The organism is Opitutia bacterium ISCC 52 (genome assembly GCA_014529675.2).
Classification (GTDB): domain Bacteria; phylum Verrucomicrobiota; class Verrucomicrobiia; order Opitutales; family UBA2995; genus UBA2995.
The window spans coordinates 3,301,354-3,327,661 of record CP076040.1 but is presented as its reverse complement, the minus strand read 5'-3'; the positions used below and the strand labels follow the sequence as shown (position 1 = coordinate 3,327,661).

19 protein-coding genes are annotated in these 26,308 nt (G+C 49.5%); 4 read left to right on the top strand and 15 right to left on the bottom strand.

Annotated features, from left to right (window positions below; all coding sequences use genetic code 11):
* Positions 1 to 292 precede the first annotated feature (292 nt).
* From GA003_14180 to GA003_14120, 13 genes are all read right to left on the bottom strand, one after another.
* Complete coding sequence (locus tag GA003_14180) at positions 293 to 1,168, bottom strand: Brp/Blh family beta-carotene 15,15'-dioxygenase (GenBank protein QXD27165.1); 876 nt, start codon at positions 1,166 to 1,168, stop codon at positions 293 to 295.
* Complete coding sequence (locus GA003_14175) at positions 1,165 to 2,358, bottom strand: hypothetical protein (GenBank protein ID QXD27164.1); 1,194 nt, start codon at positions 2,356 to 2,358, stop codon at positions 1,165 to 1,167. Before GA003_14175 ends, GA003_14180 begins: the two co-directional genes overlap by 4 nt.
* An 11-nt stretch (positions 2,359 to 2,369) precedes the next feature.
* Positions 2,370 to 3,317 (bottom strand): phytoene/squalene synthase family protein, encoded by a 948-nt coding sequence (locus GA003_14170; protein ID QXD27163.1) that lies wholly within the window; start codon positions 3,315 to 3,317, stop codon positions 2,370 to 2,372.
* Positions 3,314 to 4,813 (bottom strand): phytoene desaturase, encoded by a 1,500-nt coding sequence (crtI, locus tag GA003_14165; protein ID QXD27162.1) that lies wholly within the window; start codon positions 4,811 to 4,813, stop codon positions 3,314 to 3,316. Before crtI ends, GA003_14170 begins: the two co-directional genes overlap by 4 nt.
* Positions 4,806 to 5,699, bottom strand: coding sequence for a polyprenyl synthetase family protein (locus GA003_14160; GenBank protein QXD27161.1), 894 nt, complete (start codon positions 5,697 to 5,699; stop codon positions 4,806 to 4,808). The genes crtI and GA003_14160 overlap by 8 nt, the downstream gene beginning before the upstream one ends.
* Before the next feature lie 53 nt (positions 5,700 to 5,752).
* Positions 5,753 to 6,541, bottom strand: a complete 789-nt coding sequence (locus GA003_14155) for a bacteriorhodopsin (protein QXD27160.1) — start codon at positions 6,539 to 6,541, stop codon at positions 5,753 to 5,755.
* 261 nt (positions 6,542 to 6,802) lie between these two features.
* A complete protein-coding gene (locus GA003_14150) occupies positions 6,803 to 8,317 on the bottom strand; it encodes an arylsulfatase (GenBank protein QXD27159.1) in 1,515 nt (504 codons plus the stop codon).
* 195 nt (positions 8,318 to 8,512) lie between these two features.
* Positions 8,513 to 10,030: an arylsulfatase gene (locus GA003_14145; GenBank protein ID QXD27158.1), complete on the bottom strand. Its 1,518-nt coding sequence runs from the start codon at positions 10,028 to 10,030 to the stop codon at positions 8,513 to 8,515.
* 189 nt (positions 10,031 to 10,219) lie between these two features.
* Positions 10,220 to 11,701, bottom strand: a complete 1,482-nt coding sequence (locus GA003_14140; GenBank protein ID QXD27157.1) for a sulfatase — start codon at positions 11,699 to 11,701, stop codon at positions 10,220 to 10,222.
* A gap of 4 nt (positions 11,702 to 11,705) precedes the next feature.
* Positions 11,706 to 13,181: a sulfatase gene (locus tag GA003_14135; GenBank protein QXD27156.1), complete on the bottom strand. Its 1,476-nt coding sequence runs from the start codon at positions 13,179 to 13,181 to the stop codon at positions 11,706 to 11,708.
* Positions 13,182 to 13,349: 168 nt separating this feature from the next.
* Positions 13,350 to 14,552: a Tm-1-like ATP-binding domain-containing protein gene (locus GA003_14130; GenBank protein ID QXD27155.1), complete on the bottom strand. Its 1,203-nt coding sequence runs from the start codon at positions 14,550 to 14,552 to the stop codon at positions 13,350 to 13,352.
* A gap of 105 nt (positions 14,553 to 14,657) precedes the next feature.
* Positions 14,658 to 15,527 (bottom strand): phosphoenolpyruvate hydrolase family protein, encoded by an 870-nt coding sequence (locus tag GA003_14125; protein ID QXD27154.1) that lies wholly within the window; start codon positions 15,525 to 15,527, stop codon positions 14,658 to 14,660.
* Positions 15,528 to 15,728: 201 nt separating this feature from the next.
* Positions 15,729 to 17,123 carry a sulfatase gene (locus GA003_14120; GenBank protein QXD27153.1) on the bottom strand — a complete coding sequence of 465 codons (1,395 nt, stop codon included), beginning with the start codon at positions 17,121 to 17,123 and terminating at the stop codon, positions 15,729 to 15,731.
* Between the two features lie 179 nt (positions 17,124 to 17,302).
* On the opposite strand from GA003_14120, the gene GA003_14115 reads away from it, so the two are divergent.
* Positions 17,303 to 19,564: a carbohydrate binding family 9 domain-containing protein gene (locus tag GA003_14115; GenBank protein QXD27152.1), complete on the top strand. Its 2,262-nt coding sequence runs from the start codon at positions 17,303 to 17,305 to the stop codon at positions 19,562 to 19,564.
* An 18-nt stretch (positions 19,565 to 19,582) separates the two neighbouring features.
* Here the strand turns inward: GA003_14115 and GA003_14110 are convergent, their stop codons facing one another.
* The gene (locus GA003_14110; GenBank protein ID QXD27151.1) at positions 19,583 to 21,034 is read right to left on the bottom strand and encodes a sulfatase-like hydrolase/transferase; all 1,452 of its coding nucleotides are present in this window, start codon (positions 21,032 to 21,034) and stop codon (positions 19,583 to 19,585) included.
* A 134-nt stretch (positions 21,035 to 21,168) separates the two neighbouring features.
* On the opposite strand from GA003_14110, the gene GA003_14105 reads away from it, so the two are divergent.
* The 3 genes from GA003_14105 (at position 21,169) to GA003_14095 (ending at position 24,365) form a co-directional block, all read left to right on the top strand.
* Complete coding sequence (locus GA003_14105; protein QXD27150.1) at positions 21,169 to 22,530, top strand: Nramp family divalent metal transporter; 1,362 nt, start codon at positions 21,169 to 21,171, stop codon at positions 22,528 to 22,530.
* Positions 22,531 to 22,533: 3 nt separating this feature from the next.
* Positions 22,534 to 23,364, top strand: a complete 831-nt coding sequence (locus GA003_14100) for an esterase family protein (GenBank protein ID QXD27149.1) — start codon at positions 22,534 to 22,536, stop codon at positions 23,362 to 23,364.
* A 209-nt stretch (positions 23,365 to 23,573) separates the two neighbouring features.
* Entirely contained in the window at positions 23,574 to 24,365 is a 792-nt protein-coding gene (locus GA003_14095) for a leucine-rich repeat domain-containing protein (protein QXD27148.1), read from the top strand.
* Positions 24,366 to 24,574: 209 nt separating this feature from the next.
* Here GA003_14095 and GA003_14090 read toward each other — a convergent pair whose 3' ends face one another.
* Positions 24,575 to 26,161, bottom strand: coding sequence for a PQQ-binding-like beta-propeller repeat protein (locus GA003_14090; GenBank protein QXD27147.1), 1,587 nt, complete (start codon positions 26,159 to 26,161; stop codon positions 24,575 to 24,577).
* Positions 26,162 to 26,308 lie beyond the last annotated feature (147 nt).

Sequence of the window (26,308 nt, the reverse complement as noted above, 5' to 3'; positions counted from 1 at the left end):
AGATGTTCTTTTTAGGAGCTCAACGAGAAAAGCTGTCTGCTCTGCCCAGAAGAAGTCTGAGTCCGATAAATACTAGGTATTCCTCATTGAGATGGTTCAGAGCAAAGACCACGAGTTGCAGAAAGTCCAGCGTTTGTCGCAAGGGAGCGAACGGGAAAGCCTGTAGTCGAAATCAAAGTATTCTCATCTGATTCCTCAAGATTCTAGGATCTGATGGCAGTTGTGCAGCCCTTATTCTCTGCGGGTTTCTTAGCCAAAGAGCGCTGTTGGTTCGATGAAATAGCTGTCTGGGCTAGGAATACACAGCGGTTTCGGAGACTTTGGAGGCCGATGCGTATTCTATCAGAAGCATGTGCGGTACGGTCAGGGCAGCTAAGCCAATAAATGTTATTTGAATAAGCGACTGGCTAAGAGAGATCGAAGGAAGATAAAAATAAAAGGTGACAGCTCCGAGTAAGGTGACACCGGTAATCAATACACAGACCAGCCACGCCAAAGTTTTCTGATGCTCTTTGAGGGTGCTACAAAAATGACGGGGGCTGTGGAGTCCGCAAAAATAGAGAACAAAGAAAAGCAATGGTGTTAGAAGGATAACTGAAAGAAGAAGCAGAGCAATTTCCAGCATGTCCCAGAAGCCTTTCCTGCTGATCTTCAGGAGTGGTAATAAACAAGCAGGTATCACCAAAACCCCGAGATAGCTCATCCATTGTGTGATCGCCACTCCTGCTGCAGGTGTTGAAAGCATCGAAAATAGAGATTCGACTTCGGTGCGATGAAATAGAGCGGGTCCTGTTACAATCAATAATCCAAGGGGAAGTCGATAGAGAAAGGGAAGAGCTCCTCGCCAATCACCTGAAAAGTGAATGCCCGAGATGAGCAAAAAAATAAGGAGGGATATTCCAGGCAATGAGTGCCAAATCAGAATAACGAGAACAGCCAGAATTACATAGAACAGTAGAAAGCCCACCATGCCGATTTTGCTTTTCCACCTGGGCATGTCATAAGCCACCAAGGGATCCAGCGCCCCATGCGGAATTCCAAACAAAGCTACCAAGATGGCCAGAACGCTAACCTGGATAATCATTGGTATTGATCCAGCAACTACAGAAAGAGTGATGAGTCCGGCTGCACTTATTTGAAAGAGGTATCTCTGCCAAACGAGATTCATGGTTGTAGGGCTTGTGTTGTTGTTTCGAGGTTGTTCCTTTTGAAAGGAGTGTTGTGAATGAGTTCTTCGATAAAGGGTTTGGCAGGAAGCGATCTGATGACAGCGAGATAATCCCCAAGCAGTGGAGTACCTGTCATGAAGCGTGCAAAGCGATCGGGAGGTAATTGCGAAGCGAGTGAGGAAAACAGTGAGACCGAATCAGTTGGGTGTTTTCTAAGTACGCCTAAGAATAGCTCATCCATTTTTCGGCTTAATAGGGAGTCTTTGGGATGTCCAATCACGGTTCCCTTATTAATCAGATGTTGCCGACATTGTTTGGCCCAATCCTGTATGCGAAGAAAAGCATATCCACTGGAAGGCCGCACGGCATTCCCGCCCGTGCCTGCTCGAACCCAATTCGGTTCTATGAAAGTGCTTTCGTAGGGTAGACCCATGGGAATCGAGCCAGACTCCTCTCGGATGACTTGATGGGGCATGCCTTTGGTCGCGCGTTTGACACTGTCTGCCAGGTCTTCGGCTAATCGTTTCTTAGCAACTGGATGTTTTGAAAAACGAGTGGCTTCGATAAGGGCGCGCGAGGCGCTCCGTGGGAGGATGTAATCAAAGCGAAAACCCCATTCATCGACTTGCATGGCGTCCATAAGACTAGCTGTTTGGCTGTCAAATCCTGGGCTTTCCAGCTCTATTTCAACACCGGCGAAATCCTGGAAGAGATAGCTTTGTCTCACCTGAAGGTCGGCAGGTGGCCGTGTATCGACAATCATGCCGCAGGAAATCTGCTCCTCTCCGGTGCTTATAGTAAAGCGTCCGTAGCTATCCTTGTTTATGCTCTGAGAACTCAGTCCTTTTCGGAGTTCAATCCTAGGAGACGATTCAATGATGCTCAAACGACTGAGATAAAATCGGTCTGCTGGTATCGAAACGTAGGACCAGGTGTCGCTTTGCTGTGTGAAGGTTTCACTGTCATCGGAGAAGGACCACCGGGACCACGATTTCGCAATCACATCTGTCCACCGTTCGGTATTGTCCGACCAAAAGCACCAAGTGCGATCATGATGATAAATTGTTCTTGGTTCTACAATGATCGTACGTGGGATGTGTTGGCCCCTCGTTTCGGCCTGTGCTAACTCATAGCCGAGGGACAATCCGGCGCAACCGCCACCGAGGATGATTAAGTCGCAGTGGTCCATCAGATCCAATTTCAGCTGTAGGCCAAGGGATAGTCTTTGAGGGGATGGTGCAACTCCGAGGTATGTTGCTTTGGTAAGGTTTCGAAGGTGCCGTTGGCGATAAATTCTTGCAGTGATTTCAGTGTGAGAAACACTTTACGGCTTTTTCCTACATAACAGCGACCCTTATTATGAGCATAGCCCAGTTTGCGGATCTCCGTTCCTATGGCTTGATAAAGACGGGCGGCTACTAGTATGGGAAATCTAGCTCTTCTTGGTAGATAACCGAGGCCGGATATTCCTGACTGGTAGTAGCGGTCAGCGAGGTCTAACATTTTTTTGATCGCAAATCCGGTTTCAACGGCTGCCTCATTTACTCCTGCCAGAAACTCTTCTACGTGGTGGTGGTTTACCCAGGTGTTGGGAACGTAAATACGATTTGAAATCGCATCCTCTTCAATATCTCTGGCAATATTAGTGAGCTGCATGGCGATGCCCAGATAGATCGCAAATTGGTAGGCCTTCGAGTGGGTGACGCCCAGTACCCCGCACATGAGTAAGCCAACGGTTCCCGCAACATGGTAGCAATATTGGATCAAATCCTCATCTGTTTCTATGCTAACCATTCCGAGATCCATCTGCAGGCCATTGATCAGGTCGATGGCGGCTCCCCGATCGATGTTTTCCTCCGTGGTCAGGTTTAAAAAATCCTGAACCATGGGAATCTCGCTGGCTCCGATCTCGAGATCCGTCTTGATTTGGCGTAGCCTCGGCCCAGCCAGGCTCGGACTGGTGTGATCCGCTAAATCATCAGCAAAACGGCAAAAACGGTAGAGCCGGGCGCTATTCTTCAGCTGCTTTTTTTCCAAGAAGATGCCTGCAAAGCGAAATGTCTTACCATGCCGCGATAGCACCTCAATAGCATCGTCGTTAGCTCCGCCCGATAGAAATGGATCCGACTGCGAGGTATCGTGTTTCATGCGGCGCCTTTTTCTGCGTGAGTTACTTCTGCCGCTGGAACCAGTTTATCCATAACTTTGGCGGATGATAGTACTCCGGGCAGTCCTGCTCCGGGATGAGTTCCGGCGCCGACCAAGTATAAATTGTCGGGACCTTCTGCCTTGTTATGAAAGCGGAACCACGCGGACTGGCTAAATACGGGCGCGACGGAAAAACCGGCTCCCTCTGCGCTTAGGTAGTCGTGAGCAAAGTCCTTCGGGGTCATGAAGAAATCTGAGGTGATGTTTTTTTTGAGATCAGGTAGCAGGGTTTTGTCTAGGGCATCAACAATCCGTTTTTGTAAGCGTGGCCCTTCGGTTTTCCAGTCGATGTTTGCCTTCAAGTTCGGGACCGGCGCCAGGACATAAAATGAATCGCATCCGCTAGGAGCGAAACTCGGATCGGTTGCTGTCGGGCGATGCAAGTAAAGTGAAAAGTCATCGGGGAGGTGAGTAGCTTTAAAGATATCTTTCAACAAGCCTTCGAACCGATCACCCATCCATATGGTGTGGTGTGCGACATCTGGGTATTGTTTCCGTGTGCCAAAAAAGAGCACAAAAAGACCCATAGAAAGTTTTGCGCGTTTCCGCTTCATTTGAGCCCAGCGACTTTGATGTGAGGAGTCTAGCAATCGAGAATACAGATGCATTGGATCGACGTTAGAAATGACGATGTCGGCTTTTACAGTTTCGCCCGATTCGAGTGCTATTCCGCAGGCAGCTCCATTTTCTACCAGGACACGATCTACAGTGGTCCCTGTTCGGATCCGGATGCCTACTTCTCGCATTAAACGTTCCAAGGCACTTACTAAAGCACCAGTCCCACCCATCGCAAAATGGATACCCCATTCGCGCTCTAAGTAGTGAATGAGGCTGTAAATACAAGTGGTGTCGAGAGGGTTGCCGCCTACTAACAAAGGTTGGATTGAAAAGGCGCGCTGCAGTCTTTCGTCTTTTAAATGGATCCGCACCATTTGCCATACGGTTTTATAACATCCCAGTTTTACTAAGTTTGGCACTTGCGCCAGCATAGTAGAAAAGGAGTCAAACGGCTGATCTGATAACTGTTTAAAGCCAACCTCAAAAATGTCCCGTGATTTACTGAGCAATTTCCGATAACCCTCGTCATCTCCAGGGCTCAGGCGGGCAATTTCTCGACACGTATCCTCGGTGGTGCCGCCGTAGTCAAACGTTTCGCCATCTGCAAATTGGAATCGATACCAAGGCTCCACCGGTGCAAACTGAATGTAATCCGCCCGATTGCGTCCAAAAAGAGAAAATAGCTCATCAAACATGAACGGAGCCGTAATAACGGTCGGTCCGGCATCATGCCGAAACCCGTCTTTCTCGAACACCTGTGCCCGGCCTCCCAGTCTGGAGCAACGATCAATGATGGTGGTGTCGTAACCCTTAGCGCGAAGTCGCAAGCTGGCTGCGATACCTCCGAAACCCCCGCCCATTACGATGGCCTTAGGCATGGCGGTAATTGATTATAGTTTCCTCAAGCGGTTTTATGAGTGCTTCGATCAAACTCAGAAAACCATTGGGTAATTCGGCGACAAAACTTCGAGAAATCTCCAATTGTTCTTGGGCAAGATCGAGAGTTTTGCTGAGTGCCAATTCTTCTCCTAGCTTCTGTTCTAATATCAAAAAGGCGTTAACTCCTGCTTCACAATAGCGGTCAGTCTCCTTGTCTGCTATATCGTCGATGATCTGGTAGCCTAGAGCAAAGTGGGAAGCCGCACGACTGGCGTCGACGACGTTTCCTTGATGACCGGCAACGATCAACGGAAGTTCGAGTGCGAGAGCGAAAAAGGGGCCTGACTTGCGCTCGGCAATTGATAGGTAATTCTCAATAGTGCTGTTCTCATCCCTAGAGACATCATTAAGTTGACCTCTGAGTGTTTGGGTGACCGCGCGATGCAAGTGGCTAATCAATTGCGGAACTACGGAAGTATGACTAATTGTAGAAAGTGATGCGAAGCTGGAAGACAGCAACAGATCGGTCAAACAAACCGCCGTATCCATTCCGTAAGTATACCACACGGAAGATCGCCCCCGGCGGTTTTCAGAGCGGTCCTGAAAATCATCTTGGACCAAAGACGCATTGTGCACCAACTCCACTGCGGTCGCTAGCTCGAGTGCATCTTCTTCGGTTAGGTTCAATAACAGGCTAGCTTGGTAGGCTAGGCGTGCGCGGGTTCTACCGCCACCAGCTCTTACGTGGTGACTGAACGCGATTAGCAGCGGATCGTTTCCGGGCAAGCTACTGCGGCATCTGGCCAACATAGCGACGTCGATTTGATCGCTTGTGAGAATCTTTCCGGAGTTAACCGAGGGTCGAGCTTCGTTGAGAGTAGTCATTGTGAAAAAAGGGTCGCCCTGGACCAGGTAATCCTAGTCCAGGGCACAGCTCCCTAAGTTGTTACAGCTCCTTCGGGCAGATTTACTTTGTCAGTCGCCTCTGCTTCAGCGGTAGATTTTGCTACAGCAATCTGATATATCAGGATTCCAAACACTGCTTTCGATACCACATCAGCGATGGTGTATCCCACTTGCACAGCAGTGGCAGCGCCTCCGCCCGTGAATCCGATCATCGGGAATACAAACACAATCGGGTAGAAGGACCAGGAAAGGACTGTCAACCAACGGGCCCGATTAACGAGCGGCCTTACTCTTTCAGGTTGATTTGCGATAGAATCTTTAAGACCCACGAAGAGCTCGAATACGATCCACACAAAAGGAACCATCGCTAGGATCCACCACAACCAGCGAGTACCCGACTCTGCTGCGATTTCGCCGGGATATCCCAATATGACCATGATGGCGGCCAACGCTCCAAGGCGCCAACTTTTTGAGATAGCCTGGGCCTTTGCTAATCTCATGACCAAGATCAGCTCGACAAGCAACAGAGGAACCGTTAGCAACCAATCCACATAGCGGTATGCGTCGTTGAATGCATACCCAGTAGCTACCAGGATACCGTCTTTCGTGGAGTAAGCGGCATCCCAACTCGCGTAAATTCTTACATAGTGGTACAGAGCGATTGCAGTTACTAAACCACTGATGGTGATCGCCGCACGGTAGTGTGGTGCGACCTGAGAGCGATTTAGCCACAAGAAAAGTGTGGCAGCACCCATTGCAGCAATGGTGAATGAGAAGAAATTAGCGACCAAGTTGTATTGGCCGAGTGTTAATTGTTCCATTATTTTTATGATTAGTGATTTTGGACGTCTATTTTAGAATCACAATTGAATCTAATAATACAATCCATGGACAGTTTAATTTATTTTTGAATCATAATAGTTTATTCAAATATGATTCAGTATAGATAATGAACAACTTAAAGTAGTTCGTATACGTGTCACTCGAACAAGACCCCTGAGGAATTTCTCCAGGCACTTCGGTCTGTTGGCGGACTTCCAGCTTTCGTCCCTGGATTCGAGACTCTGAACTTCGGTTGAACGTCAGCGCGTTCCTTTGGCAGCTTCAATCGCTGCTAAATGTTCACGCATCGTCTGAGCGACGACTGGGTTGTCACGAATTACGTTAGTTGCCTGGTATGGATCGGATCTTAGGTTGTAGAGCTGTTCCTTAGGTGCATCCGGTTTCAGTTTTCCGTTTTCCATATTGCTATTCACTTCTCCTGCGAAATGGAGAGCAGGGTATCCCCCGAAACCATGTGTGTTTAAGTGAGGGCTGCTAAATCCTCCACCTGCTTCGCCGCTTATATACATCCAATCCCCCGCGCGAAGGGAGAGATGGCTTTTTCGGAATGGTGCAAGGACCAGATGATCACGAACGGGTTGTGAGATATCTCCTGTGAGAGCTGGAAGTATGTTGAAGCTATCTGGACCTTGGTTGTCTTTTAATTCCTGTCCTGTCAGATTGGCCAGCGTAGCGATCAGATCGACATTTGATACAAGTTGATCTGAAACACTACCTGCAGGAATTTTACCTGGCCAACGAGCGATGAATGGAACTCGGTGACCGCCTTCCCAGGCATCAAATTTAAATCCGAGAAGATCGCCATTTTGTTTGTGACCCAGTCTCCAAGCATCTTGGCCGCCCAGATTGATCATGCCCCCATTGTCACTGGTAAAAATAACCAGGGTATTATCGGCTAAACCTTCCTCCTCCAAGGTGCGCATGACTTCGCCCACCATCCAGTCCAGCTCATGCACGAAGTCTCCGTAGCGACCGGCCTCACTCGTGCCACGAAATTGTGGATGCGGTGTAAAGGGGTGGTGGATATTAGTGGTTGGGAAATAAAGGAAGAACGGTTCGTCTTTGTGGTCTTTGATCCAGCTAACAGCTTTTCCAGCCAGAGTGGTACCTACCATGGAGTCGACATACGCTGCATGGGCAGCATCAGCTCCTCCGATTTGATCGATCCCCATCTTTTCCAGATAAGGGTGAGTCTTGGCCACTGTATCGTAAACAAAGGGATCGCTGGGATCGTGATCCACGACCCGGTGATTCTCGACGTAAACGAAAGGTGGGTGGCTATTCACCACTGGCATACCAAAGTAGTAATCAAATCCCAATTCCAGTGGGCCTGGTTTTAGATCGCCATTCCAGTTGGGTGTCTCCTCGCCAAAGCCTAAATGCCATTTCCCAATACAAGCAGTTGCATAACCGGCATCTTTCATGACATCTGCCACCGTTTTCTGATCAGGATCTACTATAAGTCCGACCTTGAGGAAAACCGGTGACCAATGTTCGCCCCTGAAAGCATACTCCCCGGTCAGTAAACAATACCGCGAGGGCGTGCAAACCGCCGAGGCGGTGTGGGCATCGGTAAAGCGTCGACCTTGAGCCGCCAACTTATCGATGTTGGGTGTCTGGATCTTGGTGGCTCCGTAGACGCTCGTGTCACCGTAGCCAAGATCATCGGCAAAGATGACGATGGCGTTGGGTTTGTCCTGCGCGAAGCCGAGGATGGTTGAAATGAAGAATAGTAGAGTTGTGATATGTTTCATGGGGTAAGCGTAAGATGGTATCTTAAAATTCTGTAGTTGGATTTAACCACAAAAATCACAAAAGACACAAAATGGAGAACAATCATTTGATTAATCGATATTGTCTTCACTGGTTTGATAAAACCCTAACTGTTCGATCCGTTGTCGCTTATGTGCTTTTTGTGCCTTTTGCGGTTTCAAAAATTAATTGCCTGATCACGGTGCTGTTCTTGCCACTTCTTGGCTGTGTTTCAGTAGCGCTTGGAGTTCCTTCACTTTTTCAGGATGTTTGCGATACAGGTTGGTTGTTTGGGAAGGGTCTGCTTCGAGGTCATAGAGTTGGGCTGGTGGGGCGTCTGCTTTGTAGCGGCCATTTTCGATGTCGCTGTTTTTGTCTCCGGTCATGAGGAGTGTGCCTGGGCCGCCGCGTTCGTATTTGGTTTCCAGTTTTCCGCCGAATCCTCCGCTGCCTTGAGCGTCGATGTACATCCATTTACCTTTGCGGATGGACATGTTGGCTTTCCTTGACGGGCTGAGAACCAGGTGATCCCGAATCTGGCTTTTGGGTGAACCGGTAAGTGCGTCCAGGACGTTGAAACTGTCGGGACCTTCATCCTCGCCCAATGGTTGATCGGTAAGTGCTGCCACCGTGGCGAGCAAGTCGATGTTGCTGACTAACTGATCTGAGACGGAGCCCGCCAGAATCTTGCCTGGCCAACGGGCTATGAAAGGAACGCGGTGTCCTCCTTCCCAAGCGCCGAATTTGAAGCCGAGTAGCTTTCCATTCAATCGATGTCCAGCCATCCAGGCATCCTGTCCACCCACATTGGCCATGCCACCGTTGTCACTTGTAAATACAACCAGCGTGTTATCATCCAAGCCTTCTTCCTTCAGTGTGTTCATCACTTCACCCACCATCCAGTCAAGCTCATGGACATAGTCACCATAGCGTCCAGCTTCACTGGTGCCAACAAACCGAGGCGCTGGTGTAAACGGGTGGTGAATGTTCGTTGTTGATAGGACCATGAAAAAGGGTTCGTCCTTCTGCTCTTTAATCCATTCGACTGATTTCTCAGTTAGCTTCGTTCCCACTTCACGATCTTTGTAGAGAGCATGAGCTGCATCGGCACCACCAATGTCATCGAGTTTTCTTTTCTCAGGAAATATTTCGGTCTTAGCCATTTTGCCGTAAATGAATGGATCTTCAGGAACCAGCCCAACCACGCGGTGGTTTTCTACATACACAAAGGGTGGGTGACTATTTACTACTGGAACACCGAAGTAGTAGTCGAAACCAAGTTCAAGCGGCCCTGGCTTAAGGTCTCCATTCCAGTCGGGCGTTTCCTTTCCAAATCCCAGATGCCATTTCCCGATAATGGATGTTGCATAACCCGCACGCTTCATCACGTCAGCTATGGTGGTTCGATTTTCGTCAATGAGTAGACCCACTTTAAGGAATACGGGCCCAAAGTTGTTGATGCGGTAAGCGTAACGCCCAGTGATCAGGCAATAGCGTGAAGGTGTGCAAACGGCCGATGCTGAATGACCGTCGGTGAATCGGCGTCCTTCCTCCGCCAGACGATCGATATTAGGCGTGTTCAATAATGTGGCACCATAGCAACTTAGATCCCCGTAGCCGAGATCATCGGCGAATATGACAACCACGTTGGGTTTGCTCTGCGAGTAGCCGAATATGGAGGTAAGAAGTAGAAGAAGTGTAGTGAGTTTTTTCACGGGGTAATGATGTTAACTGTAGGAGGGGGTTGTTATTCTGCGCTTCGCTTGTAGATGTGTCGCTGCGCTCGGTAATCTTTCGATTGCTTGGAGGCCTTTATGAGATCGCGGGGTAAACCCGCTCCTGCAGTTTTGAAATATGTGAGTTAATGAATGTATTTGAATAATGGGTACTCTTTAGTGTTGTAATTATAACGGTTTTGGGCGCTTTACGTTGATCCCGTTCTTGTGGCCGATTTCTTCGGTCAGGTCTTTAGATGGATTCTTAATGGGCATCTTGGCGCTCACGGCATGCAATGACTCAAACAATCGGAATTTCATAGCTGAAGCCAAGTCTGGTTTCTGATCGAGTAGATTGTGCTCCTCATAGGGATCGGTCTCAAGATTGAAAAGTAGGTCTTTGTCGTAGTGATAATTGTGAATTAATTTGTAGGGCCCTTGGCGGATCGCGGAAGACGGGTAAGCGCCTTCGCCCTGGTAATGAGGAAAGTGCCAAACCATTTCCTCCCGGTCAAGGTTCTTGCCTTTGAGAAGGGGAGCTATGCTGACTCCATCCATGTTCTTTTGTTTGCGTTCGCCGATGCCGGCTATATTGAGAAACGTTGAATAGAAATCGGCACTGTTGACGGGAACATCCGATGTCATGCCGGGTTTGGTCACTCCGGGCCAATGAATGATTAGTGGTACTTTGATCCCACCTTCGAAGACAAAGGTCTTGCCGGCTCTAAGGGGTTGATTGGATGTCGGATACTTCTGTGTCCAGATACTGACCCGACCTCCGTTGTCCCCAGTAAAAACAATGATGGTGTTTTCGTATTGGCCGTTCTTTTTGAGTGCATTGATCACCCGACCGATATTTTCGTCCAGGTTCTCCAATTCGCCTGCGTAGTGAGGATCATCCTGTTGTGCTTTGAGCAACTTATGGCTGTAAGGATCCTTGAGATCTTCAACCTGTTTAATCTGGGCTCGTTTCTTTTCGTATTTTTCAAACAGTTCCTGTTTTGCCTCGATGGGTGCATGCATCGCGAAATGCGCCAGATACATAAAGAAAGGCTGATCGGTATCCTTCTGTTCGTTGAGATAATCGATGGCCGTGTCAGTCAGTTTATCGGTGAAATAATCGCCTTCCTTTGCATCTGGAAAATAGGGGACACCACGGAAGGGAAAAAACATCTCGCATCGATTCGCTTCAATGATGGCTGCAGTCGTATCGAAGCCATGCGCCTCTGGACCACCGAAATCTAAAGGACCCATGTGCCATTTCCCGATGAATGCGGTATTGTAACCGTTGTATTTGAAAGCCATGCCCACCGTATATTCCTCTTTAGACATATACTGCGTGCTGATGGGCGTAATGGTTCGGAACTTTTTCGAATACCAACCAGGAAGATATTGGGTGATGCCTGTCCGGGCAGGGTTCTTACCTGTAATGATGCTCACGCGTGTAGGCGAGCACATTGGGCTCGCTGTATAGGCCGAGTCAAAGCGCATGGCATCCTTTGAAAACTGATCGAGGTGAGGCGTCTCGTGAAAGGTGCTTCCATTGTATCCCATGTCCATCCAACCGAGATCGTCGATGAGGATAAAAAGGAGGTTGGGTCTGTCCTCGGAGTATGCAGTTCCGCTGAAAGCTATTATAGAGCTAAGGCATAAAAAAAGAAGTTTCCTCACCAGTCTAATTGGATGCGAGAGGCACTTGTAGCTTTCGCTCTCCTTTATCAAAGAAACGGGCACCTGATCCGCTTTGATCAATATCTCCGAGTTCTTCCCGTGCCCAATCGATCCGCTTCATCAAAGACTTAACTACATCGGGATGTGCTGCTGCTAGGTTCCAGGCTTCTGATGGATCGAGATCCAGGTTGAATAATTGCACTTCCGGAATTTCCTCAATCAAACGACCCCACCAACCGGTGCCATCAGGATTTCCGGAACGTGGTAAAACCAGTTTCCATTTTCCGGAACGAACTCCGGTTAACAAACAGCCTGAATAATAAAAGTAATCGTCACGGGGGCTGGTATCCGTTTGTCCCAAGAGGAAGTTAGTGGCATCCCGTCCATCGATCTCCCATTTGGGGAGTTTGGCTTTCGCCAATGTGGCGAAGGTGGGGAAAAGATCCATGGTTGAGAGTAGTTGGTCGGACTTTCCCCCTGACGCTATTTTACCGGGCCAGCGGGCAATGAAGGGCACGCGTGAGCTACCGTCCCAGGCACTCATTTTCCATCCGCGCAAGGGCAGGGCACTTCCTGAATGGTCTAAGGGAATAAAGGGTTTTCCATCTGCCGCTGCTCCACGAGGAGCATGAGTAGGTTCAATCCAGGGGCCGTTGTCGGAAGTGAATATCACCAGTGTATTCTCGTCGATTCCCAGTTCTTTTAGCTTGGCCAGTATTTGACCACTGGACCAGTCAATCTCTTCTATCGTATCACCGTAAGGTCCATATTCAGATTTGCCTTTAAATCCTTCGGAAGCCCCAACTGGAACATGTGGCAGATTGTGAGCCAGATAGAGAAAGAAGGGCTGATCCTTGTGTTGCTCAATCCACTGCAGTGATTCGCGTGTATAGTCCTGGGTGATATGGTCCCAGCTTTCCACGGCTTCCACAACCACCTCCTCATTGCGCATTATTCTGCTGCGCATAGGCGTGTCTTCAACGTAAGTGGTAAACCCATTAAAACGAGGCGTGCCGTAAAAGTAATCGAAACCTTGGGCGTTGGGCATCAGCTCTGTCTGAAAAGAATTGTCAGGGCCTTTCGGATTTCCGGCCAAATGCCATTTGCCGATTAGCGCAGTCGCGTAACCCGCTTCTCTAAGCGTCTCGGCCATGGTAACTTCCTTGGGATGGGGGACCGTGTGGAGCAGCTTCACATTATTCGGTTCAGCAATGCGAATCGGGTAGGATCCGGTCATGAGCGCTCCGCGAGATACTCCACAGACTGGCTGAGCGTAAAAACTGGTGAGCATGAGTCCTTCCTCTGCCATGCGATCCAAGTGAGGCGTCTTGATCTTTTGCGAGCCGAAGCAGCCCAGATCATTGTACCCCTGATCGTCGGTGAAGATGAGAATGATGTTGGGTTTAGTCGCCGCGTTTGCAGCTATTGCGAAGATGAAGTGGGACGAAAAGAAGAGAAGAATTAACAAAGAGTGTTTCATAAAGGTAATAGGGAGCTAGCGGACGTAATTATACGATTCCTAAGGAGTCCCGTATACTGCGTTTTGGACAATAACCGATACTATTTTCGCCTGGCGCGTGTGCAATTCGATTCTTTACTGTCGAAAAGTGTCAGTGGATTGGGCGCCAGATCCTGCTACATCCACAGATTAGGCTTTTTCCAGTAAGGCCAAAAGCTTCTCAGCGCAGGTTTTAGAAAAGGTCGCACTGTTGATCGTATCGTCGATATCGATGACCTCGACTTGTGCATGTTGACGAATGGCATTGAACAGAGACTTATCTGCTTCCGGGTCGTAAAAGGTGCCTCCTTCGCCATTAATTTCACTCACTGCTTTTAAGGGGTTGAGAATCGCCACAGGAGCAGAATTGGCGTTGGCCTTTTCAGCGATGATCTTCCCAATCTGGCTGCACTCTTCAGGAGTGGTCCGCATCAAGGTGATCTGAGGATTGTGTATGTACAAATTGCGGCCTTCGAATTGTTCAGGCACAGCATCCCGTTCTCCGAAGTTGACCATGTCCACACAGCCTGGAACTACGACAGCTGGAATATTCGCTTTGCTCATCGCATCCATGCGCTCGGGACCAGCCGCCAGAACGCCTCCCACCACTTCATCAGCCCATTCGGTGGTGGTGATATCCAGCACCCCGGCGATCATACCGCTTTCAATAAGGCTCTCCATGGCCTTTCCTCCGGTGCCAGTTGCGTGAAAAACAAGGACTTCGTAACCGGCTTCTTCGAGCAATTCTTTGGCGATGTTTACGCAGGTAGTAGTGTTACCAAACATACTGGCGACGATGAGTGGTTTACCGCCTTCACCGTCCAATTGTGTTTCGACCATGCCGCAGATGGCTCCGGCCGCTCGGGTAAAGATCGTGCGGGATATTCGGTTAAGGCCATTCACATCGACTACACTTGGAATCATCACGATATCTTTTGTGCCGACATAGTGGGCGGTATTACCACTGGCCAGGGTAGAGACCATTACTTTGGGAAACCCAATGGGCAGAGCTCGCATCGCTGCTGTGCCAATGGCCGTTCCGCCTCCACCGCCTAGCGTAATTATGCCGTCGATGTTTCCTTCCTCGACAAGCTTGGTAACAAACGCAGGGGCTGCTTTCGACATGGCACTGACACAGGCCCCCCGGTCTTGTTGCTTGATCAGCTCATCCAGGTTTAGACCTATCGCGGATGCCACTTCGTATCGGCTATAGTCTGGATCGATCTTGGGTTCACTACCAGTGCCTACGTCTATATAGAGTATTTGGTGGCCACGCTTACGAATGTGCTCGGCGACAAAGCCGTGTTCGTCTGCTTTAGAGTCGAGGGTTCCGAGGATGGCGATGGTGGACATGGGGTTATGATTGATTCGGGTTTTGTGACTGCGGCACTGCGGGGACGCAGTTGCCCTACCTTTTGGTTTTACTTTGGTAGGGCGGGAGCATCCCTGCTCCGCCGCTTATTTTTTTCTATGCACCGGTATGGATTTAAATTCCTGGGTAATATCGACCAGGGAACGCTCCACCGCGATGCGTTCCAGGCTGGAGGCGCCCACGAAACCAACCGCGTCGGTTCGTTCATTGATATAGGCGGCGTCTGGAGGGGAAAGAATGGGTCCTCCATGACTGAGGTAAATGATATCGTCGCGAACGGATTTGCCGGCATCGATGATGGCTTGGGTTTGCTTGGCTGCTTCGTCGAGACCGATCGCGGCATCGGTTACGCCGATTGAACCACCTACGGTGCAACCGACGTGGGCGATGATGACATCGGCGCCGGCCTCGGCCATCTTCTTGGCTTCCTCTGGTTGAGCTACATAGACGATGGAGAACATATCCATCTTTCGTGCCAGGGCTACACAGTCGTATTCCTTCTGCACACCCATGCCGGTTTCTTCGAGCATCTGACGGTGCATCCCGTCGATAATCATGTGTGTAGGGAAATTGTTGATACCGCTGAATCCCATATCTTTAACCTGCAGTAACCAATGCCACATGCGACGACGAGGATCAGTCGCATGCACGCCACAGATCACGGGTGTTTCCTCTACGACCGGGAGCACTTCGAACTCACCAATTTCCATGGCCACCGCATTGGCATCGCCGTAGGACTGGAGGCCGGCCAGGGAGCCATGGCCTGACATACGAAAGCGTCCCGAGTTATAGATGATAATTAGGTCGGCTCCTCCCTTCTCAATGAACTTGGCACTGATGCCGGTGCCAGCACCGGCCGCGATGATCGGCTCGCCCTTTCTCAGGGTGTCGTGAAGTCGTTCAAGTACTTCGGTTCGTGTATAAGGGTTTCCTATTCCGGTCCAGGGGTTTGGCATGGAATAAATAATGAAAGGATCGTTTAGGTTTGGGCAATCCTGTTTGTGATTCAGTTTAAAATTTCGGTATCGGAGATAAACTGGTAGGGCAATAGCGCGTGCCTTGCCACAGCCTTATGGCGACGGCTGGTCCCCGCTATGCCGAATCTTCGTCCTCAGGAATACGGCATAGCTGGAAGCTCTAGCCCTACCTATATAGAATTATTTTGAAAGGGGAACCGCGTCGTCGATCCAGCCGGCAGGACGACTGTTCTGTGCCAAGTCTGCCTCGTATGGTTCTGTGTAGCTGAAAAGTTTTTCAGCAATCGCCTTGTGCTCAGCTAATACATTCTGCGATTCACCGATGTCTGCTTCCAGATCGTAAAGTGCCTCGGGAATTCCTTCCCCAATATGTAATTTCCATTTACCGGACCGAACAGCCCTCAACTCGTTTCTGCTATTGTAGAAGAATGCCTCGTGTGGAGTAGGTGCACCTTGAGTAAGAACGGCCCATATGTCTTTGCCGTCGATCACTCGGTCAGTCGGGACCTGGGCACCTGCAAGCTTGGCAAACGTGGGCAGCAGATCCATGGCAGTCATCAACTCATCGTTCGATTGCCCCACTGGAATCTTTCCTGGCCAACGGATCACGGTCGGCTCGCGCATACCGCCTTCGAAGGTACTGCCTTTGCGTCCTCTTAATGGATCCGCTTTGCCAACCGCGGGCCCATTGTCAGAGAAAAACATGACCAGGGTATTTTTATCGAGCCCGTTGTTTTTTAAAGTGTCTAGAATCCGACCCACCGACCAATCAATTTCATCAATCGCCTGGCGGAAGAGTTTGTCCCGGGTTGGGTAATCGATTGAGTTCTTTTCGCTCTTGAGAGTTTCCTTTATCTCGTTTGAGACACTTTCCATATAGGGCGGTGAAACATGCAGCGGTTTGTGAGGAATGGGTTGAGGGATATAAAGGAAGAACGGATGCTCTTTGTTCTTCTCGATAAATTCGACCGCTCGCTCGGTAACTCTTTGAGTCAGGTAGTCAGCATCAGGATCCATTTCGATGACTTTCTCTCCGTCTAACAACGGGAGTGAGGGAAATTGGAAGTGATCCTGACGTGGATGTTGTTGGTGAATGTCATGGCTATAGGGGATGCCGAAATAGTCGTCGAAGCCCTGCCGAGTCGGAAGGAATTCTGGCTGGTCGCCCAGGTGCCACTTTCCAAAAATGCCGGTTTTGTAACCCACGGTTTTAAGAATCTCGGCCAAGGTAATCTCGTCGGTGTTCAGCCCTTTGGGATCTCCGGCGAGTAACACACCAAAATTGGAGCCATAGGCCATGTCTACTCTTCGAGGATAGCTTCCTGTCATCAAAGCAGCCCGGGATGGTGTGCAGACGGCAGCTGCCACATAGAAGCTAGTGAGCTTCATGCCCTCAGTTGCCATTTGATCGATACGGGGTGTCGAAACATGGGTGCCACCATAACTGCTGAGGTCGGCATAACCTTGGTCGTCCGTCATGATGATGACGAAATTGGGTGGTCGAGTAACCTCCGTTGGTTTACAAGCGAAAATGATCAGCGAAACCAGGAGTAAGGGTACAGCGAGATATCTCATGATGGGGTGGCTAGGAGTTAATAGTGAAGGCGTTTAAAAATATACGGCAATCCCATTTGTTGCCGTTCCAGCAGTAAGAGATAGTCAGGCCTTCATTTTATTAATGACTCCCCCGTCAATAGTAACCAGTTTGGTAATGAACGCTACCTTTTATCCAAAGGCGTAACCTGCCGCCATTTATGTTAAATACCCCATTGAGAATCTATTTTAGCCTGCTCGTTTTTGCAGGCGGGCTTTGGGGTGCAGATTCTCCGATTCCTGAGCGGCAGGACATACCTGAGTATCGGTTGGACCGTGACTACCGGCCGGAAACGACGGCGGTGCGTGTGGATACTCCACTTAAGATTGACGGCCATCTAGATGAGCAAGTCTGGCAAACGGCACCCCTTGCTGGACCTGTACTACAGAACCGACCTCACTCCTATACGCACATGGATCAGCAAACGTTCTTTCGGGTAGCCTACGATGACAACCACCTCTATGTTGCGGTTTGGTGTTGGGATACGGAGCCGGATAAGATTGTAGCACGCTACATGCGACGTGATGACCGCTTATGGGAAGACGATTCGTTTAGTATATCTCTCGATACCTTCAACAATCAGCGGAATGGTTATGTGTTTATTGTGAATCCAAATGGCACAAGGCATGACGCACTCGGGATCAACAACGTTACCTTTAACTCTCAGTGGGATGGTGTCTGGAATGCAAAAACACAAATTACCGACTACGGCTGGCAGGCTGAAGTATCCATTCCGCTGACCACCCTCAGCTTTGATCCGGAAGCCTCCCAGTGGGGAATCAATGTTTCCAGGCGAATCAAGCGTCTGGATCAACGGGGCATTTGGTCTTCTCCACGGGACGGTATACGGAGTTACTACTTCTCCGAGGCGGGAAAGCTAAACGGGCTGAGTGGTCTCAAGCAGGGATTGGGACTTGAGATTAATCCCTATATTCTGGGTAAACAATCCGACGACAAGGACCTCGGAACGGATGATTTCGATTTCGAATGGGGCGGTGACTTTCGCTATCGAATCACACCCAAGATGAGTGCGACCCTGAGCTACAATACCGATTTTGCGGCTGCGGAAACAGATGCACGGCAAGTCAATCTAACTCGTTTCTCGCTATTTTTTCCTGAAAAACGCCGCTTCTTTCTCGAGGATGCCGGGGTATTCAACTACGGTGGATTGGCCGGTCGATTCAGGCGAAGGACGGGATCCCTAGCATCGCCGGTTATCCTTCCTTATTTTAGCCGACGAATCGGTTTGAGTAATGCGGGGCAAGTGGTGCCTCTGGTGGGCGCGGCCAAACTGTCCGGGCGATTTGGGGACTACAATATCGGCGTCATCAATGCGGTAGTCGAGGAGAACGGAGATCTGGATAGCCAAAACGCATTCGTAGGGCGGATCACCCGCCAGGTCTTTGATCAGTCAGCTGTCGGGATTCTGGCAACGCATGGCGATCCCAATTCCGAGTTCGATAACCTCTTGATCGGGAGTGATTTCCAGTACCTGACAAACAAGTTTCTCAACCAATACCGTTTGGAAGTGAATACCTTTGCCATGGCCACGGACTCTGATCATCCGGATTTTAATAGTGGTTTGGCACCTGTGGTAGGAGGGAGTGCGATTCTACCGGCTGCGGAATTCGATGCTGAGATGGCTTTCATGCATGTCGATGAGGACTTTAATCCTGCGCTCGGGTTTGCTCCTAGAACGGGGGTACGCAGGTATTACACAAGAATGGTCTACAAACCCTACGTTGAATCGAAGGATTGGCTGCGCCAGATGTATTTCTCTTATGAGGGAGAATACATCACCGACCTTTCAAACAAACTGGCATCCTCAAGCCACATCTTCACACCTCTTCAACTGTTATTTGAGTCGGGAGACGAATTCATTGTTGAAGTAGAAAGCTCTGAGGATGTGCCCGAAAACGATTTCACCATCTACAATGTGAAAGAAGATGAAAATGACGTGCCGATTCTGGCGGGGGATTATTCATGGACGCGTGGCATCATTGCCTTTCAATCGGCTGACAAACGAAAGCTTCAATTCAACCACGATTTTTCCTTTGGCGATTTTTATGATGGTACCCGAATTGAGAATACATCCGAGTTGACCTTTCTTCCTTCTAAACATTTTGGAACCGTTCTCAGTTACTCGAAGCAGAGTGTCGGGTTGCCGACGGGTGATTTTGACATCAAGCTGACTTCCTTGACTGCGCTGATCAATTTTACCCCCGACTTCAGCTGGTCGAACTTGGTGCAGTACGACAATGTTTCTGACACCATGGGCATCAATAGTCGCTTAGTCTGGGAATACCAACCGGGAAAGCGTGTGTTTTTAGTGCTGAACCAAAGTTATCTGGATGAACGGTCCGGTTTTGTACGCAAGCAAATGGATGCGACGCTGAAGTTGAGCTCGATCTTTCGGTTTTGATATGGAGGGAATGGATATCTAATCCTTCAGTGCTCCGGGAATAGTCAGCCGATCGGCCTCCACTTCTTCAAACCAGGTTTCCAACTCTGCCAACATTTTACGGGTCTTTTCGGGTTGGTCCTGAGCCAGGTCGGTTTGTTCGCCGGGATCGTCCGCGAGATTGTATAGCTCGGGCGGTTCGGGATCTGGTAGTTTTACACGAGGTATAGGGAGTAGCTCAGAGATGGATTGAGGATCCTGTTTGTGCTGTGAGTCGGCTTTGCTGAAAGCCTTGGTTCGAAGTTCGTCTTCTTCGCTCACATAGAGCTCCTTACTAAAGTAGCGTGTACCTGAAATCATCGGACGAACCAGCTTCCAGTCGCCATCACGCATCGCGGCGTTGGTACCGATGTTCGGGACATAGAAATTCCATTGCCAAAACCTTCGCGGTTCGAGATCGATACTACCTCCGAGGAGCATGGGGGACAGATCGTGGCCGTCAAAGGCCGGGCCCTCGAGTCGATCGATACCGCAAAGCCCAATGAGCGTTGGCAGCCAGTCCGTGAAATGAACGAGATCGTTGTTCAGCTGTCCGGCTGCAATACGTTCCGGATAACGCACAATCATGGGAACGCGGATGCCGCCTTCGTAAATCCAGCCTTTGCTGCCACGCATGCCGCAATTGAACCGCTCGTTGAAATTCTTTTCCCCTGGCTCGAGTTGCCGGGAAGGATTGAAAAACGCCGGCCCGTTATCGCTGGTGAATAGGACAATGGTATTCTCGTCCAGCTGCGTATCTTCCAGGTGTTGAAGAATGCGACCGATTCCCTGGTCCATGATTTCGATCATGGCGTAGGTAGTAGCAGTGATACGATCGTATCCCTTGGCCTTATACTTATTGATGACTTCTTGGGGAGCTTGGAAGGGTGCGTGCGGTGCGGTGTAGGCGAGCTGAATAAAGAAAGACTCATTCTCATGTCGCTCAATAAAAGATAGTGCCTCATTGGTAAAAACATCCGTCAGGTACGATCCATCAGACTTCTGGTAGGATTCATTTACCCGCAAGGTGTAATCGTAGTAGTCCGACCAACCGCCACAGAATCCGACAAACTCCTCGAATCCACGGGCATTCGGTTCAAAGCGTGCATCGAGAGCTCCATTGTGCCACTTCCCCACGAGGCCGGTCGTGTATCCAGAATTCTGAAACATGTCCGCGATGGTTACTTCTCTTAGTGCAATCCGGTCAAGTCCATGCAGTTCGTGTTGGGTAATCGCTCCGGTGCGATGAGGCACACGCCCGGTGAGAAGCGAGGCACGTGCAGGTGAACAGATAGGTGATGCGGAGTAGTGCTGTCGGAAGCAGGTGCCTTGAGTTATCAGAGAATTCAGGTTCGGGGTTTGAACGGCCGGGTTGAAGGTTCCGAAATCTCCATACCCCATATCGTCTGCCACAATGAGGAGGACGTTTGGTTTAGAAGCAGTGGCATTCATGGATTAGTGTTACATAGCTGGTTTAGGGCGTTAACTACAATACGATATGTGGAGTTAATGAATTTACTTTGACGGTCTTCAATCTCATCGCCATGAAATAACTCGAAGTTTCTCCAACCGTCAGCCCCATTAGAATGCCTCCAGACTCAACGCCACCCAACGAAAGCACCGGTATACAAGATCCTCCAACCAAACTAGGGTGCATGTTGCGCTATTGGGGGCCAGGGCTGATCATGACCGCCGGAGTAGTTGGATCGGGAGAGCTTATTGCTACGACAGGCTTGGGAGCCAAGGCGGGCTTCGTTGCTCTTTGGCTGATCCTGGTGAGCTGTGTGATTAAGGTTGCCGTTCAGCTGATGCTGGGACGATACGCTATCTATTCCGGCAAAACCACCTTAGAGGCATTCAACGATCTTCCGGGACCGCGACATAAGGCGTCTTGGTTTATCTGGTGGTGGATGCTGGTCCTTTGCATGATTATGTTGCAACAGGGGGCTATGCTGGGAGGTGTGGCAATGGTTCTGAATATTTTGGTGCCGGCGATTCCCGTCTGGGGATGGGCTGTGTTCATGATGGTCTTTACCATTTGCGTACATCGATTCGGGAAATACAAGCTGCTGCAAAATGTTTCAGCAGGGATGGTTCTGGCATTCACGATCACGACGCTGATTTGTGTGCTTTTAATCCAAGGAACGGATTATGCACTTACGTGGGATCAGGTAAGTTCCGGTTTGCAGTTTGATCTTCCTATTGGCGGATTGGCGGTGGCTCTGGCCATGTTTGGCATAACGGGAGTGGGCGCCGGTGAGCTTATTTACTATCCGACTTTTTGTCTGGAAAAAGGTTATGCCAAAGCGACCGGTCCCTTTGAACGCACCGAGGCCTGGTTAAAACGAGCCAAGGGTTGGATGCGTGTCATGAAATTGGACGCCATGCTGTCATTGGTCATCTACACAGGATTGACGGTTGCGTTTTACCTGCTTGGAGCAGCCGTCCTGCATGCGCGTGGATTGGCTCCCGAGGGCATGGACATGATTAAAAACCTGTCCCTCATTTACACGGAGACCTTGGGTGAAGGTTCCCGCATCGTCTTTCTAATCGGTGCCTTTGTGGCTCTCTATTCGACCATCTTTGTCAGTACCGCCACTCATTCCCGAATGTTTACCGACTGCTTTAAACTAGTTGGGTGGTTAGAGGTCAGAAATGAAGTAGACAAACAACGGTCGATTAAACGCCTGGTGACCATCCTTCCCTTTTTCCATCTAACGCTCTTTCTGGTATTCAAGCAACCCCTGTGGATGGTAGTGATTGCTGGTACATTTCAGGCAGCCAGTTTAATCGCGATCTCGTTCGGCGCGTTGTATCTGCGTTACAAGAAATACACCCCTGAGCTGCGACCGACCAAGGTGTTCGACATCTTTCTTTGGGTCTCAGGAATTACCATTACCGTCATAGCCCTGTATGGTTTGATCGCAAAACTAGGGGGCGGATCTTGATCCATGAAAGTAATTATACCATTTGTTATCCTCCTTTGTTCATGCCTTTGGCTCAACGCAGCCGAAACTGACGATAACGGTTTTCTTCTTCATCGAATTGACTCTCCCTATCAAGCGAAGGATACGTCGTTGCGCGTATTGATGCCGGATCAAATCGAACCGGGGAACTCTTACCCTGTACTATACGTTTTACCGGTCCACGAAGATGGCGAGTTTCGGCATGGAGATGGGTTAATCGAGATGAAGAAGCTGAATGTGCACAATGAGCACCAAGTGATTTGTGTCTCTCCGTCGTTTACTGCGCAGCCCTGGTTTGCCGATCACGATTTAAATCCGCAAAAACGGGAGGAGAGTCATCTCATAAAAACGGTGATTCCCTTTGTGGATGCCAATTACCCGACGCAGGCAAGCTCTGACGGACGACTCTTAATTGGCTTCAGCAAGTCTGGTTGGGGAGCCATTGCACTTTTGCTTCGTAATCCCGAGCTCTTTCACAAGGCCGCAGGTTGGGATATTGGCATCCGTGTGGATACAGGACCGATTGAAGAGGATGAACGAGCCGAGCGCATAGCTCGAGAGTGGGGAACGGTTGAGAACTTTGAAGCCAACAGGATTTCCAACCTCGTTAAAACGAGAGGCAAGGACCTCGGAGATGAATCACGCTTGTTTTATTACAGCACTGAAGGAAAACGTGCGATCGGCGGAGTGGAAATACATCGCCTGTTGGTAGAATACGAAATTCCTCACAGCTATGTAATGGAGCCGCATCGCAAGCATGCCTGGGACACTGGGTGGATTCCGGAGGCGGTGGCGTTTATTCTGAGTGATTTGTGACTCAAATATTTAATTTATTCCGATCTTGATTGAGAATGCCTTTGGATTACATGATCTTTGGCAATCCTATGTTGATTAGTTAATCTTTCCATGTCTCAACCCGAACTCGATGCCTCCCATTGGTTTAATATTGAAATTAAACCGCATGATATGAGCCCGCATTAGAAAATGCGTTCAGAACTACCTTGGGAAAAGCAAGTGGCCCGATTTTGAGACTCGATCTCCAACGCATCTTAAAGATGGATGCCTCTGGACTCGGAATAGTTGAAACAAACGGTTTTGAAGAGTCGATCAATATGCGTGAGCTCGATCTCTCGAACAATGCCATAGCTGACCTTTGGCAGGTAGGTGATATGCGTGAACTGCGCATTCTTGATCTGAGCGATAACCAGATTGAAGATATTAGCTATCTATCAAGCCTGACCAAGCTGGTGAGTTTGGATCTCAGTGGAAATTTACTCAGTGATGGACCATCCCAATCGGCCGACTCAGGACAGGTCCAAATGGCGAGTTTCTCTCTGCTAGAATCCACAGGAGTATTGGGTTATTTAAATGGCATCGAATCTTTAGAGATTTTGAAATTCGCCAACAATAACATCAGTGATCTGGATGTCTTAAACTCACTGCCTGCGCTCGAAGAGTTAGACCTCAGTGGCAATAGTGTCGTGGATCTGACTCCACTAGCTCAATTGCCAAACCTGGAGAAAGTTTCCATATTTGATAACCCTGTTGATCTTTCAGAAGGATCAAGTCAATCCACGGTTCTGGAGAATATCGTAGCAAGCACCGGAGCGAATATTTTGGTCGAAGCACCCGATCCTAATGCACCGCTTCTGAGCGTAGATTGGGATGCAGGTAATCAGCAGTTTCAACTTCAATGGGATGTCGGTGAATTACAGACATCGACGGATTTGAATATTTGGACTGATATTGGGAGTGCCCAGTCGCCTTTTACCGTTGTTTCCTCTGATGGACCCGTTTTCTGGCGATTGGAACTGTAGTGTCCATACGAAACTTAAGTCGGATTTGAGACTCAGGCCTTCAAAAAAATAAAGGAGTATAACGGCACTGCGGGGACCAGCCGTCGCGAGAAGGCTGTGGCAAGGCACGCGCAGTAGCCCTGCCTTTCTTGGTGAAATCGGTAGGGCAGGAGCATCCTTGCTCCGCCGTTCAGAGCAAAGATAAATGCAGAATTTGTTAGTCCTTGCTGTTATTGCTCACCGATACACACAACTTGCTTCAGTCCGCGGTGGTAGATTCGACCGTTGGCGTAACTAACCGTACTCAGACTCCAAGTGTCCCCAGCGGGGCCGAGGTCGTTGATGGATATCAGGGCTGTTTCGTCAAGAACGGGTGCCTGTGAATCAATTACATAGGTCATCCCAATCATTGTGGAGAAAAAGACGTATTGATTGACCGCGATGGGGCTGCCAGCTGTGACATGACCCCAGCCATCTCGTTCAGAGCGTTTGTCGTTAGCGGTTTTCATGCCACGGGAGTTGCGGCCTTGGCTAGGGATGTGGGAGTCCCAACGGATTTGATCTGGGGAGCCAGGTTTTCTAACCACCTGGATAGGGACTTGGAGAAATTCAGTCTTTCCAGTCTCGGTATCGATACGGCCAATACAGTGTCCTGAGTGCGAGAGGAAGAGGTAGTATTTGTCCACCAGGATGGGAGTCTGATTGGTGGGGTAGGTTCTGAAGTTCTCAGCGACGATAGTGAAGGGGGCGTTCTTGTGTAGTTCATGGCTTTCCTTGTCTGTATTCCAGAGACGGATGTCAGCTTTCTCGAAAGCAGGAATGCTTTTGAGAACTTTGCCTGTCCTTGAATTCAACCGGATGAGTTTTCCTGAATCCCATCCGTAAGCATACTTTTCATCGAAGTGAGATACCGTGTATGCAGCGGCATCTTTCACTTCGTAGCTCCAGAGATCTTTGCCTCCGATTTTGGATAATGTATAACCATAAGGCATCTCTGGCGGTTGATGGCCACCGCCGCGTGCGTGAAATATGTAGGCTTCACCATCAAGGTAGCCGATGCGTGGTGTGTTGTGGACGGAGGTGCCGCTCGGTTCGGTCCAGAGCGGGTTGCCGGAAAGTGCATCGAAACTGCGGATGTGCATCTTGGGCCAGTGTTCGGGAGGGGTGTTGCGTTGACGGGGCTTGGCCAGCATAGGACGTCGAAGTGGATCGTCTGGTGCCCGCATCATCACAAAGAGCAGTTGGTTATCGACCAAGATGGGTTCAGCTTGTTTAGCATTGTGGCGGCTGCGCGATTCGAAGGACCGTTTCCATACTTCGTTCCCTTCCATATCGAAACAGATCATGAGTCCGCCATGGTTGATGAACCAGACATGTTTGCCATCCGTGATGGGCGTGGCGCTGGTATTGTCGGAGAATAATCCCGAGTAGGGCATGGTCTTTGGACTGGGGATCTCTCGGGTCCAGAGTACTTCTCCGGAATTAGAATTCAGGCAATAACCAATGATATCGCTGCCTTCAGCTTTTTCGAGCGGGGTGCCTTGAGGAAGGGGACGATTGATCGTCAGAAACAAGCGATCATTCCAAACCGCAATCCCGCTCTGACCGCCTTCGGGTAATTCGGTTTTCCAAAGGATGTGTTCATCGGTGCTGACACTCCATTCGGTGGGGACGGCTTGGTCGCTAATCGTAGTCCAGGTCCCGTAAGGACCGGACGCCATGGGACACTGACCATCTGCCTGTTGGATGGGGGAGGCCGCTTGTAATAGTGAGGAAAACAGGAAAAATACAATTAGGGTGGGGAGTATCTGATTCACGCCTTAGTCTCTGTTTTTGCAGTAAAGTGCGGCAAATGAATTTTTCCAGGTGTTTTCTCTTTTTGGAAGGCATCTGGAAGCTCAGGGGTTGCAATCGAGGAACAATCCTTCCAAATACCCATCTTTATTCAATTGGATCTCTATGAA

Excerpts from the sequence above, each read along its gene's own strand:
- GA003_14180 (QXD27165.1), bottom strand. The coding sequence starts at position 1,168 with ATGAATCTCGTTTGGCAGAGATACCTCTTTCAAATAAGTGCAGCCGGA.
- GA003_14175 (QXD27164.1), bottom strand. The coding sequence starts at position 2,358 with ATGGACCACTGCGACTTAATCATCCTCGGTGGCGGTTGCGCCGGATTG.
- GA003_14170 (QXD27163.1), bottom strand. The coding sequence starts at position 3,317 with ATGAAACACGATACCTCGCAGTCGGATCCATTTCTATCGGGCGGAGCT.
- crtI (QXD27162.1), bottom strand. The coding sequence starts at position 4,813 with ATGCCTAAGGCCATCGTAATGGGCGGGGGTTTCGGAGGTATCGCAGCC.
- GA003_14160 (QXD27161.1), bottom strand. The coding sequence starts at position 5,699 with ATGACTACTCTCAACGAAGCTCGACCCTCGGTTAACTCCGGAAAGATT.
- GA003_14155 (QXD27160.1), bottom strand. The coding sequence starts at position 6,541 with ATGGAACAATTAACACTCGGCCAATACAACTTGGTCGCTAATTTCTTC.
- GA003_14150 (QXD27159.1), bottom strand. The coding sequence starts at position 8,317 with ATGAAACATATCACAACTCTACTATTCTTCATTTCAACCATCCTCGGC.
- GA003_14135 (QXD27156.1), bottom strand. The coding sequence starts at position 13,181 with ATGAAACACTCTTTGTTAATTCTTCTCTTCTTTTCGTCCCACTTCATC.
- GA003_14130 (QXD27155.1), bottom strand. The coding sequence starts at position 14,552 with ATGTCCACCATCGCCATCCTCGGAACCCTCGACTCTAAAGCAGACGAA.
- GA003_14125 (QXD27154.1), bottom strand. The coding sequence starts at position 15,527 with ATGCCAAACCCCTGGACCGGAATAGGAAACCCTTATACACGAACCGAA.
- GA003_14120 (QXD27153.1), bottom strand. The coding sequence starts at position 17,123 with ATGAGATATCTCGCTGTACCCTTACTCCTGGTTTCGCTGATCATTTTC.
- GA003_14115 (QXD27152.1), top strand. The coding sequence starts at position 17,303 with ATGTTAAATACCCCATTGAGAATCTATTTTAGCCTGCTCGTTTTTGCA.
- GA003_14110 (QXD27151.1), bottom strand. The coding sequence starts at position 21,034 with ATGAATGCCACTGCTTCTAAACCAAACGTCCTCCTCATTGTGGCAGAC.
- GA003_14105 (QXD27150.1), top strand. The coding sequence starts at position 21,169 with ATGCCTCCAGACTCAACGCCACCCAACGAAAGCACCGGTATACAAGAT.
- GA003_14100 (QXD27149.1), top strand. The coding sequence starts at position 22,534 with ATGAAAGTAATTATACCATTTGTTATCCTCCTTTGTTCATGCCTTTGG.